Origin of the sequence: Streptomyces sp. NBC_01716 (assembly GCF_036248275.1) — a bacterium.
Taxonomy (GTDB): Bacteria; Actinomycetota; Actinomycetes; order Streptomycetales; family Streptomycetaceae; genus Streptomyces.
Map to the genome: position 1 here is coordinate 2,638,739 of NZ_CP109181.1, position 15,773 is coordinate 2,654,511.

Genomic DNA, 15,773 nt, shown 5'->3' on the forward strand with positions numbered 1-15,773 from the left:
CGCGCACAAGCGACGTCCCATTGTGACACCGGGCTTTGCCCGCTTTTTATCCGGGCCCGGATACCGTCGACCCGTGGCTCAGTTGCGACTCCAAGGCAGCAAGGTGCTCGCCGTCGACATGGCGGGCGACTCCGTGAGGGCGAAGAACGGCTCGATGGTCGCCTACGACGGCCGGATGGCGTTCAAGAAGCTGTCCGGTGGCGGTGAGGGCATCCGGGGCATGGTGACCCGGCGCCTCACCGGCGAACAGATGGTCATGATGGAGGTGAAGGGCGAAGGCACCTGCTTCTTCGCGGACCGGGCGAGCCAGATCAGTCTCGTCTCGCTGCACGGCGACAAGCTCTATGTGGAGGCGAGCAATCTCCTGTGCACGGACGGCGGGCTGCGGACCGGCACCAGCTTCACGGGTCTGCGCGGCGGCGCGAGCGGCAACGGCCTGTTCACCACGACCGTCGAGGGCACGGGCCAGGCGGCGATCATGTCGGACGGCACGGCCGTGGTGCTGCGGGTGACACCCCAGTACCCGCTATCCGTCGACCCCGGCGCGTACGTGGCGCACCAGGGCAACCTCCAGCAGCATCTCCAGTCCGGGGTGAACTTCCGGACCATCATGGGCGAGGGCGGCGGCGAGGCCTTCCAGATGCGCTTCGAGGGCGACGGACTCGTCTACGTACAACCGAGCGAGCGCAACACCGTCGGGGGCGATGTCTGATGCCGTTCCGGGAGATCAACTCGAAGATGGTCGAGGCGACGGTGGCGCCCGGTCAGCGGATGTTCAGCCAGCGCGGCGCGATGCTCGCCTACCGGGGCGATGTCACCTTCACGCCGAACACGGCGGGCGGCCAGGGCGGTCTGATGTCGATGATCGGCCGGCGCGTGGCGGGCGAGGCGACCCCGCTGATGACGGTCGAAGTTCCCCTCGGGCCCGGCGGCCCTGGGGAGACCCCATGCGGCACCGTGATGTTCGGCCACGGCGGCCATCACATCCAGGTGATCGGACTGACCGGCGACACCCTGTACGTGGAGGCGGACCGGCTGCTCGCCTTCGACGGGACGCTGGAGCAGGGCACGATGTTCATGGGCGCGCAGGGCGGCGTCATGGGCATGGTGCGTGGCCAGGTGACGGGCCAGGGCCTGTTCACGACGACCCTCAGGGGCCATGGCTCGGTCGCCGTAATGGCGCACGGCGGGATCATCGAGCTGCCGATCGGCCAGGGCCGTTCCGTCCATGTCGACCCGCAGGCGTACGTCGCCCACCACGGCGACGTGCGCAACAAGCTCTCGACCGCCGTCGGCTGGCGCGACATGGTGGGCCGGGGCTCGGGCGAGGCCTTCCAGCTGGAGCTGAGCGGCAACGGTGCGGTGTACGTCCAGGCGTCGGAGGAGAAGCTGTGAGCACGCCCGTGATCCATGACCCGACGACGCTGCCGAGCGACGACAACGTCAACGCGTACACCTTCTGTGTGGAACTCAAAGGGAGCCAGTGGTTCCTCCAGAAGGGCAAGATGATCGCCTATTACGGGCGCATCGAGTTCAACGGGATCGGGCACGGCCGGCTCGACCGGCTGGTGCGCGGCAGCTTCCACTCGCCGCTGCACGCGGCCGACTGGGTGGTGGCGGAGGGCAGCGGCAAGATGCTGCTGGCCGACCGCGCCTTCGACGTCAACTCCTTCGACCTGGAGAACGGCAATCTGACCGTCAGGTCCGGGAATCTGCTGGCGTACGAGCCGTCGCTGGCGCTCAAGCAGTCGATCGTGCCGGGCTTTCTGACCCTGATCGGCACGGGGAAGTTCGTGGCCGCGTCGAACGGTCCTGTGGTCTTCATGGAGCCGCCGATCCGGGTGGATCCGCAGGCGCTGGTGGGCTGGGCCGACTGCCCCTCGCCGTGCCACCACTACGACCACGCCTATATGACCGGGGTGATGGGCGGGCTGCGGGCGATGAGCGGGCTCGGCGGGGCGTCGGGCGAGGAGCATCAGTTCGAGTTCGTCGGGGCGGGTACGGTACTGCTCCAGTCGAGCGAAGCCCTGCTGGCCGAGACGGCCCGTGGTGTGGTGCCGAACGAGCCCGGGGTGCCGGGCGGCGGTGGACAACCCGCCGGACAGCCGGGTGGTGTCCCGCGGATGCCGGGACAGCTGGGAGACCTCCAGCGACGCTTCGGGCTGTGAGCGGTAGTCTGCGGAGTGTGACCTCGAACGTGTGCGCCTTTTCTGTGCCCGGGGTCACACTCGCCGACTTCGTCCAACTTTCAACATCTTAGGTAGAATTCATTTATGGAGACCGAGACGGCCACCCGCTGGCTGAGTGACGCGGAGCAGTGCACCTGGCGCACCCATCTGGATGTCAGCAGACTGCTGATGCACCAGTTGGAGAAGGACCTCCAGCCCTTCGGACTGACGAACAACGACTACGAGATCCTGGTCAACCTCTCCGAGGCCGAGGACAGGCGGCTGCGGATGAGCGACCTCGCCGCCGGCACGCTCCAGTCCAAGAGCCGTCTCTCGCACCAGATCACCCGTCTGGAGAACGTGGGCCTGGTCCGCCGCGAGAACTGCGAGTCCGACCGCCGCGGCCTCTTCGCCGTCCTCACCGACAAGGGCATGGAGACGATGCAGGAGGTCGCTCCGCACCATGTCGCCTCCGTACGGGCGCACTTCATCGATCTGCTCCCCGCCGAGGCGCTCGAAGCACTGAGCGCATCACTCACGCCGGTCGCCGAGCACCTGCGCGGGCGCCGCGCCAAGAGCTGACGCGGGGGCCGGTACCGGCAGGGCCTGTTCCCGGCCGGCGGCGGGCAGGCGCAGCTCGAACCTGGCGCCGCCCGCCCCGGCACGGCCGACGTCCAGCGTCCCGCCGTGCCGGTGTGCCACGTCGCGGGCGATCGCGAGGCCGAGCCCCGCGCCGCCGTCGTCCCTGCTGCGGGCGTCGTCGAGCCGTACGAACCGCTCGAAGATCCGCTCCCGCTCCGCCTCCGGCACCCCGGCCCCGTCGTCGCAGACCGCGAGCACCACCTGGCCGCCCTCCCGGCACACCGTCGCCCGCACCTCCCCCGCCGCGTGGCGCTGCGCGTTGTCCAGCAGATTGCCCAGCACCCGCGCCAACTGGCCGCGCGAGCCCGCCACTTCGGCGCTGCCCCGGACGTCCGGCGTCACCGGGATCCGGTCGGCCGAGCGCTGAGAGACCTCCTCACGTACGAGCGCGGCCAGATCCAGCCGGGTACTCCCGGCGTGCTCCCCCGCGTCCAGACGGGCGAGCAGCAGCAGGTCGGCTGCGAGCTGCTGGAGCCGTACGGTGTCGGCCACCGCGCCCGGCACGTCGAGCAGCTCCGGGTGCGCCTCCCCCACTTCGAGCTGGGTACGCAGCGAGGCGATCGGGCTGCGCAACTCGTGCGAGGCGTCCGCGACGAAGCGCCGCTGACGGTCGACGGAGGCTTCGAGGGCGGTGAGCGTCTCGTTCGTCGTACGGGCCAGCTTGGCGACCTCGTCGTGAGTCGCCGGCTCCGGCACCCGCCTCGTCAGGTCCTCGGAGGCGGTGATCGCGGCCATCTCGCGCCGGATGCCCTCCACGGGCCGCAGCGCGCGCCGTGTGACCAGCCAGGTCACCCCGCCGACGACCACCAGCAGGGCGGGCACGCCGACGATCATCGCGATCGTGGTCGCGCGGACGGCGCTCTCCTGCGGGCCGAGCGAGGAGCCCGTGAGGACGGTGTACGGGCCGCCCGCGAGACCGGTGACCCGGCGCTCGGAGAAGAGGTGGTCCACGGACCTGCCGTCGACGGTGGCGCTTCCGGTGCGGTGGTCCAGGGCCTGGGAGACCGCTCCGTCGGCCGGGACCTCGGGAGCCTTGCTGTCGTCGTCGGTGTCGTCCCCGCTGTCGTCGTCACCGCCGCTGTCGTCGTCATCGTCGTCGCCGGTCGGCGTGGGCGACGGGGTGAGAGCGGGGGTCGGCGCCGCGGTGGGCGGGGGCGACACGGGGCGTACGGCGGGCACGCCGGTGCCGGTGATCTTCTCCAGGTCCTCGCTCGCGACGACCAGCCGGCCCTTCCCGTCGAGCACCTGGGTCGGGTGGTCCTCGCTCCCCGGCAGATCCAGCTCGCCGAGGGGCACCCGGTTCGCGATCTGCTGGGCGACCTCCAGTGAGAACTGGTCGGCCTGCCGTGCCGCCTGGTCGGTCAGATTGGAGCGCAGCGCGAACAGCAGGGCGAACGCGGCGGCCACCAGCGCCACCGCCACCACGGCGGTCGCGGCGAGCGCGGCCCGGGACCGTACGGAGGAGAACGGGGCTCTCATACGGCCACCAGCCGGTAGCCGGCGCCGCGCACCGTCTGGATCGTCGTGGCGCCCAGCTTGCGGCGCAGCGCGCTGATGTAGACCTCGATGATGTTGGGATCGCCGTCGTACGCGAAGTCCCAGACATGCTCCAGGATCTCGGGCTTGCCCACGATCTGCCCGGCTCGCACCGCGAGTTGTTCGAGGACCGCGAACTCCTTGGCGGTGAGGGCGACTTCGGTGTCCGCCCGGTGGACGCGGCGGGTCGCGGTGTCCACGGTGAGGGTGCCGATCCGCAGTACGGGCGAGGCGCCGGCCGAACCCCTGCGGCGCAGCAGGGCCTTGACCCGGGCGACGAGCACGACGTACGAGAACGGCTTGGTCAGATAGTCGTCGGCGCCGGTGTCGAGGCCCTCGGCCTCGTCGTACTCGCCGTCCTTGGCCGTCAGCATCAGGATCGGTACGTCGTTGCCGGCGGCGCGCAGGGCGGCGCAGACACGGTAGCCGTTCATGCCGGGCAGCATGATGTCGAGCACTATCAGGTCGTACGTGCCCTCACCGGCCAGATGCAGCCCTTCGAGGCCGTCGTGCACGACGTCCACGGCGAAGCCCTCGGCGCGCAGGCCCTTGGCCAGCGACACCGCGAGCCGCTTCTCGTCCTCGACAATCAACAGGCGCATGCGCACAGCCTCCCAAACGGAACCTGAAGAACCCTTCAGGTGGCTTCAGGCTGCCTTCAGCTTCCCTCAGCCAGATTGAGGTCAGGCGAAACGGCCCGACGGGGAGGAACCCTCATGAAGCGCAATCTTGTCATCGCCAGCATCGCGACAGCGGCTGTGATCGGCGGCGGTACGTACACCGCGGTCGCCGGGGGCGCCACCGGCTCCGGCGGCGCCGCCGTACCGGAGTCGGTGTCGTCGGCGTCGCTGGTGAACGGCGCGGGCGGCGGTGACGACGACCGGGACGACGGCGGAAACGACGACGCCGGGAACAACGGCGGCGACGGGAAGGACGACACCTCGGCGGCGAAGCCGGGGCTCACCGCGGAGCAGGCGGCCGCGGCGGCGCTGAAGCGGCACCCCGGCAAGGTGGAGTCCGTCGACCTGGACGACGACGATGACGACGACGGCTCGTCCGGCCGCCGGCACTGGGAGGTCGACATCATCGGCCAGGACGGCAAGTGGTACGACCTGCGGGTCGACGCCGCGACCGGCTCGGTCCGCGCGGACAACGACGACGATGACGACAGCAACGACGACCGCCACGAGCGCGCCGCGGTGAACGGCGCCGCGGTGGACGCCTCGGGAGCGGCGGCGGCAGCGCTCAAGAAGCACCCGGGCGCCGTGACATCGGTCGACGCGGACGACGACGACCGCGAGGCCGGCCACTGGGAGGTGACGGTGCGCGGTGACGACGGCCGTACGCACGCGGTGACGGTCGGCATGGCCTCCGGCGCCGTGGCGGCGGGCCGGGGCGACGACAAGGACGACCGGGACGACGACGGACGCGACGACCGCGCGGACGGCAAGGACGACGACCGGGGTGACGACCACGGCGATGACGACGACCGGGACGACGACGGTCACGACGACGACCGCGGTGGCGACGACGACGGGGACGACGGCGACGACGACTGACGCCGTGCGCGGGGCAGTTGACGCCTGAGCCGTACGTGCGTCGCACGGCCTGGCGGCGACCGGGGCAGCCGGTGGCAGAGGACATCCCCCTCCTCTGCCACCGGCACTTCGCGCTGTGCGCGCCCGGTGCGCTACCCGCCCGTCAGCCCCGCCACCAGTTCGTCCGCCGCCGCGTACGGGTCCAGTTCGCCCGCGACGATCCGCCGCGCCAGCGCGCCCAGCCGGCGGTCGCCGCGCAGGTCGCCGATGCGCTCGCGGAGCGCGGTGACGGCGATGGTCTCCACCTCGCGGGCCGCGCGCCTGGCCCGCCGTTCGGTGAGGACGTCGTTCTTCTCCAGCCACGCGCGGTGCTTGTCCAGCGCCTCGACGACCTCGTCGATGCCCTCGTTCCGCGCGGCGACCGTCTTGACGATGGGCGGGCGCCAGTCGCCGGGGGCGCGGGCCTCGCCGATGCCGAGCATGTGGTTCAGCTCGCGGACGGTCGCGTCGGCGCCGTCCCGGTCCGCCTTGTTGACGACGTAGATGTCACCGATCTCCAGGATCCCTGCCTTGGCCGCCTGGATGCCGTCGCCCATGCCGGGCGCGAGCAGCACCACCGAGGTGTCGGCCTGGGAGGCGATCTCCACCTCCGACTGCCCGACGCCCACGGTCTCCACCAGGATCACGTCGCAGCCGGCCGCGTCGAGCACCCGGATCGCCTGCGGCGCCGACCAGGCGAGCCCGCCGAGATGGCCGCGGGTCGCCATCGAGCGGATGTAGACGCCGGGGTCCGACGCGTGGTCGGACATCCGGACCCGGTCCCCGAGCAGCGCTCCCCCCGAGAAGGGGGACGACGGGTCGACGGCCAGCACGGCGACACGTTTGCCAGCCTTCCGGTACGCGGCCACCAGCGCGGAGGTCGATGTCGACTTGCCGACACCGGGCGACCCGGTGAGACCCACGACGTACGCCCCGCCCGCGAGCGGGGCCAGCGCCGCCATCACCTCGCGCAGTTGCGGCGACGCCCCTTCGACCAGTGAGATCAGCCGGGCCACCGCCCTGGGCCGGCCCTCCCGCGCCTGGGCCACCAGCTGGGGGACGTCCACCGTCATCCGTACCGCGCTCCGTTCCTGCTCGCCGATGGGTTCCGTGCCCGGCCTTCGCCGGGGACGCCCACGTCCTGACCCGGGCGTACGCGTACGCCTACGCCTTCGGCACCCGCACGATCAGCGCGTCGCCCTGACCGCCGCCGCCGCAGAGCGCCGCCGCGCCCACGCCGCCACCGCGCCGCTTCAGTTCGAGCGCCAGGTGCAGCACCAGCCGGGCGCCGGACATCCCGATCGGGTGGCCGAGTGCGATGGCCCCACCGTTCACGTTCACCCTTTCGGGGGACACACCCAGCTCCTTGGTCGACTGGACGGCGACCGCGGCGAAGGCCTCGTTCATCTCGATGAGGTCCAGATCGTCGACGGCGATGCCCTCCTTCTTGAGGGCGTGCCTGATCGCGTTCGCGGGCTGCGACTGGAGCGAGTTGTCCGGTCCCGCCACGTTGCCGTGCGCGCCGATCTCCGCGAGCCACTCCAGGCCCAGCTCGACCGCCTTGGCCTTGCTCATGACCACGACGGCGGCGGCGCCGTCGGAGATCTGCGACGAGGAGCCTGCCGTGATCGTGCCGTCCTTGGAGAAGGCGGGCCGCAGCTTGCCCAGGGACTCGGCGGTCGTGTCCGGGCGGATGCCCTCGTCCCGGTCGAAGACGACCGGGTCGCCCTTGCGCTGCGGGATCTCGACGGGCGTGATCTCGGCCTCGAAGACGCCGTTCTTCTGCGCCGCCGCGGCCCGCTGGTGGGAGGCCGCCGCGACCTCGTCCTGCTCGGGCCTGGCGATGGCGAGCCGGGTGTTGTGCTTCTCCGTGGAGGCGCCCATGGCGATGGACTCGAACGGGTCGGTCAGACCGTCGTGGGCCATCGCGTCCAGCATCTCGATCGCGCCGTACTTGTAGCCCTCACGGGACTTCGGCAGCAGATGCGGCGCGTTCGTCATGGACTCCTGCCCGCCCGCGACCACGATGTCGAACTCGCCCGCGCGGATCAGCTGGTCCGCCAGAGCGATCGCGTCGAGGCCGGAGAGACAGACCTTGTTGACCGTGAGCGCGGGGACGCTCATCGGGATGCCGGCCTTGACCGCCGCCTGCCGCGCCGGGATCTGCCCCGCCCCGGCCTGGAGCACCTGCCCCATGATCACGTACTGCACCTGCTCGCCGGTGACGCCGGCCCGCTCCAGCGCGGCCTTGATGGCGAAGGCGCCGAGATCGGCGCCCGAGAAGGACTTGAGCGATCCCAGCAGCCTGCCCATGGGCGTACGCGCACCGGCGACGATGACGGAAGTGGTGGTGTTCGAATCCGGCATGAGATGCGACCCCTTTGCCTGACGATTGAGGGTTAACGAGGGTTCACCAAATGTACTGAGCGCACAGGTCCCGGGTCACCCGGCCGTGAGTGTGACAGCGCGCACGTTGCGTAACCGCTCGGTTGGCGCTGCACTGTGCGCATGCTGACGCGTATCGACCACATCGGAATCGCCTGCCACGACCTCGACGCGACCGTCGAGTTCTACCGGGCCACCTACGGCTTCGAGGTGTTCCACACCGAGATCAACGAGGAGCAGGGCGTGCGGGAGGCCATGCTCAAGATCAACGAGACGTCCGACGGCGGCGCCTCGTACCTCCAGCTGCTCGAACCGGTCCGCGAGGACTCGGCCGTGGGCAAATGGCTGGCCAAGAACGGCGAGGGCGTCCATCACATCGCCTTCGGTACCGAGGACGTCGACGGCGACTCCGAGGCGATCCGGGAGAAGGGTGTACGGGTTCTCTACGAGGAGCCGCGCAACGGATCGATGGGCTCCCGCATCACGTTTCTGCATCCCAAGGACTGTCACGGCGTCCTGACCGAACTGGTCACCTCGGCCGCGAAGCCCCAAGAGCACTGACCCGAACGATTCCCGGCCCGGTAGAGTGGGCCGCTCCGGGCCGGGGCCGGGTCGGGGCGGCGCCTCGGCCGATGATCTGTCACCATTCCCCGGGGGGCCGTTCGCCCGTCGGGCGGTACCGAATGCTGAGTTGCGACCAGGGGACGGATGGGACCGCGCAGTGCGGGGCTACGAACGCCAGGAGAGCCACCGAGCTGACGACGACCACCTTTCGCGGTTCGAAGCCGAGATGGATCGGCTGAAGACCGCGCGGGAGAAGGCCGTCCAGCACGCCGAGGACCTCGGTTACCAGGTCGAAGTACTGCGCGCGAAACTGCACGAGGCGCGCCGCAACCTGGCGTCCCGGCCCTCCTACGACATCGCGGACATCGGCTACCAGGCGGAGCAGATGCTCCGTAACGCGCAGATCCAGGCCGACCAGCTGCGCACCGACGCCGAACGTGAGCTGCGCGAGGCCCGCGCCCAGACGCAGCGCATCCTCCAGGAGCACGCCGAGCACCAGGCCAGGCTCCAGGCCGAGCTGCACGCCGAGGCCGTGCAGCGCCGCCAGCGCCTCGACCAGGAGCTGGCCGAGCGCCGCCAGACCGTCGAGTCGCACGTCAACGAGAACGTCGCCTGGGCCGAGCAGCTGCGCGGCCGTACGGAGACACAGGCCCGCAGGCTGCTGGACGAGTCACGCGGCGAGGCCGAGAAGTCCCTGGCCGCCGCCCGCGCCGAGGCCACCCGGGTCGCCGAGGACGCCCGCCGCCGGCTTGGCGCCGAGTCGGAGACCGCCCGCGCCGAGGCCGAAGCGATTCTTCAGCGGGCCCGCAAGGACGCCGAGCGGCTGCTCAACGCCGCGTCCACGCAGGCGCAGGAGGCCACCACCCACGCCGAGCAGCTCCGTTCGGCGACGACGGCCGAGTCCGACCAGGCACGCCAGCAGGCCGGCGAGCTGAGCCGGTCCGCCGAAGCGCGCATACAGGAGGCGGACGAGCGGCTGCGCGAGGCCCGCGCCGAGGCCGAGAAGCTCGTCACCGAGGCCAAGGAGACCGCGGTCAAGCGGCTGGCCGGCGCCGAGACCCAGTACGAGCAGCGCACCCGTACCGCCAAGTCCGAGATCGCCCGGCTCGTCGGCGAGGCGACGAAGGAGTCCGAGGCGCTGAAGGCGGAGGCCGAGCAGGCGCTCGCCGACGCCCGCGCCGAGGCCGAGAAGATGGTCACCGAGGCCGCCGAGAAGGCCCGTACGGCCGCCTCCGAGGACTCCGCGGCCCAGCTGGCCAAGGCGGCCCGTACGGCCGAGGAGGTCCTCACCAAGGCGTCCGACGACGCCAGGGCCACCACCCGCGCGGCGGGCGAGGAGGCCGACCGGATCCGCCGCGAGGCCGAGGCCGAGGCGGACCGGCTGCGCGGCGAGGCCGCCGAGCAGGCCGACCAGCTCAAGGGCGCGGCCAAGGACGACACCAAGGAGTACCGCGCCAAGACGGTCGAGCTCCAGGAGGAGGCGCGCCGGCTGCGCGGCGAGGCCGAGACGCTGCGCTCGGAGGCCGTCGCCGAGGGCGAGCGCATCCGCAGCGAGGCGCGCCGTGAGGCCGTCCAGCAGATCGAGGAGGCGGCCAGCACCGCCGAGGAGCTGCTGACCAAGGCGCGCGCCGACGCCGACGAGATGCGCGCCACCGCGTCCACGGACAGCGAGCGGGTCCGTACGGAGGCCATCGAGCGCGCCACGACGCTGCGCAAGCAGGCCGAGGAGACCCTGGAGCGCGCGCGGGCCGAGGCGGACCGGCTGCGCGCCGAGGGCGAGGAGCAGGCCGAGGCGGTGAAGACCGCCGCCGAGCGCGCCGCCGGCGAACTGCGCGAGGAGACCGAGCGCGGTGTCGAGGCCCGTAGGTCCGAGGCCGCCGACGAGCTGACGCGGCTGCACACCGAGGCCGAACAGCGCCTGAGCGGCGCCGAGTCGGCGCTGACCGACGCCCGCGCCGAGAGCGAGCGGATCCGGCGCGAGGCCGCCGAGGAGACGGAGCGGCTGCGCGCGGAGTCCGCCGAGCGGCTGCGTACGCTCCAGGCCCAGGCCGAGCAGGAGGCCGAGCGGCTGCGGGACGAGGCCGCGCAGGACGCGGGGCGCTCCCGCGCGGAGGGCGAGTCGACCGCCGTACGGCTGCGGGACGAGGCCGCGCAGGAGGCCGAGCGGATCAAGTCCGAGGCCCAGGACAGCGCGGACCGGCTGCGCGCCGAGGCCGCCGCCGCGGCCGAGCGTGTGGGCACCGAGGCGGCCGAGGCGCTCGACGCCGCGCAGGAGGAGGCGGTACGCCGCCGCCGCGAGGCCGAGGACCTGCTGAGCGCCGCCCGTACGGAGGCGGACCAGGAGCGCGAGCGGGCCCGCGAGCAGAGCGAGGAGCTGCTGGCCTCCGCCCGTAAGCGGGTCGACGAGGCGCAGACCGAGGCAGCGCGGCTGGTCGAGGAGGCCGACTTCCGCGCCACCGAGATGGTGTCGGCCGCCGAGCAGACCGCGCAGCAGGTTCGGGACGCGGTTTCCGGGCTGCACGACCAGGCCGAGCAGGAGATCGCCGGACTGCGGTCCGCCGCCGAACACGCGGCGCAGCGCACGAAGTCGGAGGCGCAGGAGGAGGCGGACCGGGTCCGCGCCGACGCGTACGCGGAGCGCGAGCGTGCCTCGGACGACGCGGCACGGCTGCGAGCCCGCGCCCACGAGGAGACGGACGCCGCTCAGGCGCTCGCCGAACGCACCGTCGGCGAGGCGGTCGCCGAGGCGGAGCGGCTGCGCGCGGAGAGCGCCGACTACGCGCAGCGGGTACGGACCGAGGCGTCGGACTCGCTGGCCGCGGCCGAGCAGGACGCGTCCCGGGCCCGCCAGGAGGCGCGCGACGACGCCAACCGCATCCGGGGCGACGCCGCGGAGCAGGCGGACCGGCTCATCGGCGAGGCGACCAGCGAGTCGGAGCGGATGCGCGCCGAGGCCGCCGAGACTGTCAACTCTGCCCAGCGGGTGGCCGAACGGCTCCGCGCGGAGGCCGAGCGGACCAGGTCGGACGCCGAGGCGACGGCCGAACGGACCGTCAGCGACGCGATCACGGAGTCGGACCGGCTGCTCGACGACGCGCGCGCGAACGCCTCCAAGCGCCGCGGCGACGCGGCCGAGCAGGCCGACCAGCTCATCAACAAGGCCCAGGAGGAGGCGCTCCGCGCCGCCACGGAGGCCGAGGCCCAGGCCGACACGATGGTGGGCGTCGCGCGCACCGAGGCGGCGCGGCTCAAGGCCGACGCGACAGTCGAGGGCAACTCCCTGGTGGAGAAGGCCCGTACGGACGCCGACGAACTGCTCGTCGGGGCGCGCCGGGACGCCACCGCCATCCGTGAGCGCACCGAGGAGTTGCGGGCGCGGATCGAGGGCGAGATCGACCAACTCCACGAGCGGGCACGCCGGGAGACGGCCGAGCAGATGAAGAACGCCGGCGAACGCGTCGACAAGCTCGTCAAGGCGGCCACCGAACAGCAGCAGGAGGCCGAGCGGAAGGCCAAGGCCCTGGTGGCGGAGGCCGGTTCGGAGGCGAGCAAGGTCCGGATCGCGGCGGTGAAGAGGGCCGAGGCGCTGCTGAAGGAAGCGGAGCAGAAGAAGGCCGAACTGACCCGCGAGGGCGAGAAGTTCCGTGCCGACGCCGAGGCGGAGGCCGGCCGGATGGTCGACGAGGGCAGACGTGAACTCGACGTACTGGTACGCAGGCGCGAGGACATCCAGGCGGAGATCTCCCGTGTACAGGATGTGCTGGAAGCGTTGGAATCCTTCGAGACTCCGGGCGCGGGCGGCAAGACGGGGTCCGGTGGCGGCGCCGGCGGAGGTAGCGTCAAGGCGGGCGCGGCGGCGGGTGCGACCCGTTCGAGTGGCAAGCCGTCCGACAGTTAGCCACTCAAAAGGCTGGACATTCTCCAGATCAAACCCGCATCCGCACGATGACACGCCGCTTTGGCCCCTAGGATTCCCCCTATCACCTCACCGGTCTCATTCGACAGGAACCTCATGAGCGACACTTCCTCCCCATTCGGCTTCGAGCTCGTGCGGCGTGGTTACGACCGCGGTCAGGTGGATGACCGCATTACCAAGCTCGTCGCCGACCGTGACAGTGCTCTCGCACGGATCACCGCACTGGAAAAGCGCATCGAGGAGCTCCACCTCGAAACGCAGAACGCTCAGGCCCAGGTCACCGACGCGGAGCCGTCGTACGCCGGCCTGGGAGCGCGCGTTGAGAAGATCCTCCGCCTCGCCGAGGAGGAGGCGAAGGACCTGCGCGAAGAGGCCCGTCGCGCGGCCGAACAGCACCGCGAGCTCGCCGAGTCGGCGGCCCAGCAGGTGCGGAACGACGCCGAGGCGTTCTCCGCCGACCGCAAGTCGAAGGCCGAGGACGAGGGCGTCCGTATCGTCGAGAAGGCGAAGGGGGAGGCCCAGACCCTGCGCTCCGAGGCGCAGAAGGACGCGCAGCAGAAGCGCGAGGAGGCCGACGCGCTCTTCGAGGAGACCCGCGCCAAGGCCGCCCAGGCCGCCGCGGACTTCGAGACGAACCTCGCCAAGCGGCGTGAGCAGTCCGAGCGTGACCTGGCGTCGCGTCAGGCGAAGGCCGAGAAGCGCCTGGCGGAGATCGAGCACCGCGCCGAGCAGCTGCGTCTTGAGGCCGAGAAGCTCCGTACGGACGCGGAGCGCCGTGCCCGTCAGACGGTGGAGACCGCGCAGCGCCAGGCCGAGGACATCGTGGCCGACGCGAACGCCAAGGCCGACCGGATCCGCAGCGAATCGGAGCGCGAGCTCGCGGCGCTCACCAACCGCCGCGACTCGATCAACGCCCAGCTGACCAACGTCCGCGAGATGCTGGCCACGCTGACCGGTGCGGCCGTCGCCGCGGCGGGTACGCCGGCCGAGGACGAGCCGATCTCGCGTGGTGTCCCGGCGCAGCAGTCGCGCTAGCCGTACGGCTGATAGACGGCTTCGTTCCGTAAGTAACGATCGTGCAAGCCCCCCGCCAGTGGAGTGGCGGGGGGCTTTGCGCACCCTTAGGTTGTCGGCATGATCGAGGTCGAAGGGCTCACCAAACGTTTCGGGAAGAAGATCGCGGTCGACCACCTCTCCTTCCAGGTCAGGCCCGGAGTGGTGACGGGTTTTCTGGGACCCAACGGAGCCGGTAAGTCGACCACCATGCGGATGATGCTCGACCTGGACATCCCGACCGGCGGTTCGGTCCGGATCGACGGGAAGCACTACCGCGACCTCGAAGAGCCGGTGAAGTACATCGGCGCCCTCCTCGACGCGAAGGCCATGCACGGCGGGCGCAGCGCGTACAACAACCTCCTGTGTCTCGCCCAGAGCAACCGCATTCCGGTGCGCCGGGTCAACGAGGTTCTGGACACGGTCGGTCTGACGGCCGTGGCCAAGCAGAAGTCGAAAGGCTTCTCTCTTGGTATGGGCCAACGGCTGGGTATCGCCGCGGCGCTGCTCGGTGATCCCGAGATCCTGATGTTCGACGAGCCGGTGAATGGTCTGGACCCGGAGGGCATTCACTGGATTCGCAATCTGATGAAAACCCTCGCGGGCCAAGGCCGCACGATCTTCGTCTCCAGCCATCTCATGAGTGAAATGTCGCTGACCGCCGAGCATCTGATCGTGATCGGCCAGGGAAAGCTCCTGGCGAACACCTCGATGGCCGACTTCATCCACGAGAACTCGCGCAGCTTCGTCCGGGTCCGCACCCCGCAGCGGGAGCAGTTGCTCGACGCGCTGTCCGAGGGCGGCTTCACCGTCGTCGAGGCCGAGGACGGCACGCTGGAGATCGACGGTTCCAGCTCCGAGCGGATCGGTGAGCTGGCGGCGCGGCAGCAGGTCGTCCTGCACGAGCTGAGCTCCCAACGCGCCTCGCTGGAGGACGCGTTCATGCAGATGACGGCCGAGTCGGTCGAGTACCACGCGCATTCCGATGCCGGCGGCGCACCCCCGGCGGGCCCCGGCCCCCAGTGGGGACAGCACGGCAACCAGGGCAAGGGAGCCTGACCCATGGCATCGGTACCAGCGGTCCTCCAGTCCGAGTGGACCAAGATCCGTACGGTCTCGTCCACGATCTGGACCCTCGCCGTCGCGTTCCTCGTGACCGTGGCCATGGGCTTCGCCCTGTCCCTGCTGTTCAGCACCACGTTCGACGATCTGTCGGACGCCGAGCGCATCACCTTCGACCCGACTTTCGTGAGCTTCTCCGGGATGATCCTGGGCCAGCTGGCGATGGTCGTCTTCGGCGTCCTGGTCGTCGGCTCGGAGTACAGCTCGGGCATGATCCGCACCTCGCTCGCCGCCGTACCGCAGCGGGGCACCTTCATCTTCAGCAAGATCTTCGTCGCCGGGATGCTGGCCCTGATCGTCGGGCTCATCACGGGCTTCGTCTCGTTCTTCCTCGGCCAGGCGGCGCTCGGCGACCACGGGACGACCATCGGTGAGCCGAACGTGCTGCGCGCGGTCATCGGCAGCGGTCTCTACATGGGGCTGATCGCGCTCTTCTCGATGGGCGTCGCGACGATGCTGCGCAGCTCGATGCTGTCGCTCGGCATCCTGATGCCGTTCTTCTTCCTCGTCTCGCAGATCCTCGCCTCCGTACCGAAGGCGAAGAACGTCGCCCAGTACTTCCCCGACCAGGCCGGCGCCAAGATCATGCAGGTGATCCCCGACGCGCTGAACTCGGACAAGGCCCCGTACAGCCCCTGGCAGGGCATGGGAATCATGGCGCTGTGGGTCATCGCGGCGCTGATCGGCGGCTACCTCGTCCTGAAGAAGCGCGACGCGTAGGACGTGTCCCGGCCGACAGGCCCCGATCCCAACGGCTTGGCCGGAACCGTCAGGGCCCGGATATCCTCCTAACTCTTACGGGGGCTTTCG

At 71.0% G+C, this 15,773-nt stretch carries 14 protein-coding genes; 10 read left to right on the top strand and 4 right to left on the bottom strand.

What is annotated here, in order from left to right; translation table 11 throughout:
* Positions 1 to 73 precede the first annotated feature (73 nt).
* The 4 genes from OIE74_RS11225 (at position 74) to OIE74_RS11240 (ending at position 2,750) form a co-directional block, all read left to right on the top strand.
* On the top strand, positions 74 to 712 hold the full coding sequence (locus tag OIE74_RS11225) for an AIM24 family protein (RefSeq protein WP_329381435.1): 639 nt from the start codon (positions 74 to 76) through the stop codon (positions 710 to 712).
* Positions 712 to 1,395, top strand: a complete 684-nt coding sequence (locus tag OIE74_RS11230) for an AIM24 family protein (RefSeq protein WP_329381437.1) — start codon at positions 712 to 714, stop codon at positions 1,393 to 1,395. Before OIE74_RS11225 ends, OIE74_RS11230 begins: the two co-directional genes overlap by 1 nt.
* A complete protein-coding gene (locus tag OIE74_RS11235; protein ID WP_329381440.1) occupies positions 1,392 to 2,168 on the top strand; it encodes an AIM24 family protein in 777 nt (258 codons plus the stop codon). The genes OIE74_RS11230 and OIE74_RS11235 overlap by 4 nt, the downstream gene beginning before the upstream one ends.
* 105 nt (positions 2,169 to 2,273) lie before the next feature.
* The gene (locus OIE74_RS11240; RefSeq protein ID WP_329381442.1) at positions 2,274 to 2,750 is read left to right on the top strand and encodes a MarR family winged helix-turn-helix transcriptional regulator; all 477 of its coding nucleotides are present in this window, start codon (positions 2,274 to 2,276) and stop codon (positions 2,748 to 2,750) included.
* Here OIE74_RS11240 and OIE74_RS11245 read toward each other — a convergent pair.
* Complete coding sequence (locus OIE74_RS11245) at positions 2,700 to 4,289, bottom strand: sensor histidine kinase (protein WP_329381445.1); 1,590 nt, start codon at positions 4,287 to 4,289, stop codon at positions 2,700 to 2,702. The two genes, OIE74_RS11240 and OIE74_RS11245, sit on opposite strands and share 51 nt — an antisense overlap.
* A complete protein-coding gene (locus tag OIE74_RS11250; RefSeq protein ID WP_329381448.1) occupies positions 4,286 to 4,948 on the bottom strand; it encodes a response regulator transcription factor in 663 nt (220 codons plus the stop codon). Before OIE74_RS11250 ends, OIE74_RS11245 begins: the two co-directional genes overlap by 4 nt.
* A gap of 114 nt (positions 4,949 to 5,062) precedes the next feature.
* On the opposite strand from OIE74_RS11250, the gene OIE74_RS11255 reads away from it, so the two are divergent.
* A complete protein-coding gene (locus OIE74_RS11255) occupies positions 5,063 to 5,905 on the top strand; it encodes a PepSY domain-containing protein (RefSeq protein ID WP_329381450.1) in 843 nt (280 codons plus the stop codon).
* 131 nt (positions 5,906 to 6,036) lie between these two features.
* On the opposite strand, the gene meaB is transcribed toward OIE74_RS11255, so the two are convergent.
* Both meaB and OIE74_RS11265 read right to left on the bottom strand, forming a co-directional pair.
* On the bottom strand, positions 6,037 to 6,996 hold the full coding sequence (gene meaB, locus OIE74_RS11260) for a methylmalonyl Co-A mutase-associated GTPase MeaB (RefSeq protein ID WP_329381453.1): 960 nt from the start codon (positions 6,994 to 6,996) through the stop codon (positions 6,037 to 6,039).
* Between the two features lie 91 nt (positions 6,997 to 7,087).
* On the bottom strand, positions 7,088 to 8,290 hold the full coding sequence (locus OIE74_RS11265; protein WP_329381456.1) for an acetyl-CoA C-acetyltransferase: 1,203 nt from the start codon (positions 8,288 to 8,290) through the stop codon (positions 7,088 to 7,090).
* Positions 8,291 to 8,431: 141 nt separating this feature from the next.
* Here OIE74_RS11265 and mce point away from each other — a divergent pair, with 141 nt between their 5' ends.
* The 5 genes from mce to OIE74_RS11290 all read left to right on the top strand — a co-directional run bounded on the left by mce (position 8,432) and on the right by OIE74_RS11290 (position 15,683).
* Positions 8,432 to 8,869: a methylmalonyl-CoA epimerase gene (gene mce, locus OIE74_RS11270; protein WP_329381458.1), complete on the top strand. Its 438-nt coding sequence runs from the start codon at positions 8,432 to 8,434 to the stop codon at positions 8,867 to 8,869.
* Positions 8,870 to 9,029: 160 nt separating this feature from the next.
* The gene (scy, locus tag OIE74_RS11275) at positions 9,030 to 12,770 is read left to right on the top strand and encodes a polarized growth protein Scy (protein ID WP_329381461.1); all 3,741 of its coding nucleotides are present in this window, start codon (positions 9,030 to 9,032) and stop codon (positions 12,768 to 12,770) included.
* A gap of 114 nt (positions 12,771 to 12,884) precedes the next feature.
* A complete protein-coding gene (locus OIE74_RS11280) occupies positions 12,885 to 13,823 on the top strand; it encodes a cellulose-binding protein (protein WP_329381464.1) in 939 nt (312 codons plus the stop codon).
* Between the two features lie 99 nt (positions 13,824 to 13,922).
* Entirely contained in the window at positions 13,923 to 14,900 is a 978-nt protein-coding gene (locus OIE74_RS11285) for an ATP-binding cassette domain-containing protein (RefSeq protein WP_329381467.1), read from the top strand.
* Positions 14,901 to 14,903: 3 nt separating this feature from the next.
* Complete coding sequence (locus OIE74_RS11290; RefSeq protein WP_329381469.1) at positions 14,904 to 15,683, top strand: ABC transporter permease subunit; 780 nt, start codon at positions 14,904 to 14,906, stop codon at positions 15,681 to 15,683.
* Positions 15,684 to 15,773 lie beyond the last annotated feature (90 nt).

What these genes read in the sequence shown, in the direction of transcription:
- OIE74_RS11280 (WP_329381464.1), top strand. Translation starts at nt 12,885, where the DNA reads ATGAGCGACACTTCCTCCCCATTCGGCTTCGAGCTCGTGCGGCGTGGT.
- OIE74_RS11230 (WP_329381437.1), top strand. Translation starts at nt 712, where the DNA reads ATGCCGTTCCGGGAGATCAACTCGAAGATGGTCGAGGCGACGGTGGCG.
- OIE74_RS11285 (WP_329381467.1), top strand. Translation starts at nt 13,923, where the DNA reads ATGATCGAGGTCGAAGGGCTCACCAAACGTTTCGGGAAGAAGATCGCG.
- OIE74_RS11240 (WP_329381442.1), top strand. Translation starts at nt 2,274, where the DNA reads ATGGAGACCGAGACGGCCACCCGCTGGCTGAGTGACGCGGAGCAGTGC.
- OIE74_RS11265 (WP_329381456.1), bottom strand. Translation starts at nt 8,290, where the DNA reads ATGCCGGATTCGAACACCACCACTTCCGTCATCGTCGCCGGTGCGCGT.
- OIE74_RS11255 (WP_329381450.1), top strand. Translation starts at nt 5,063, where the DNA reads ATGAAGCGCAATCTTGTCATCGCCAGCATCGCGACAGCGGCTGTGATC.
- mce (WP_329381458.1), top strand. Translation starts at nt 8,432, where the DNA reads ATGCTGACGCGTATCGACCACATCGGAATCGCCTGCCACGACCTCGAC.
- OIE74_RS11245 (WP_329381445.1), bottom strand. Translation starts at nt 4,289, where the DNA reads ATGAGAGCCCCGTTCTCCTCCGTACGGTCCCGGGCCGCGCTCGCCGCG.
- OIE74_RS11290 (WP_329381469.1), top strand. Translation starts at nt 14,904, where the DNA reads ATGGCATCGGTACCAGCGGTCCTCCAGTCCGAGTGGACCAAGATCCGT.
- meaB (WP_329381453.1), bottom strand. Translation starts at nt 6,996, where the DNA reads ATGACGGTGGACGTCCCCCAGCTGGTGGCCCAGGCGCGGGAGGGCCGG.
- OIE74_RS11250 (WP_329381448.1), bottom strand. Translation starts at nt 4,948, where the DNA reads ATGCGCCTGTTGATTGTCGAGGACGAGAAGCGGCTCGCGGTGTCGCTG.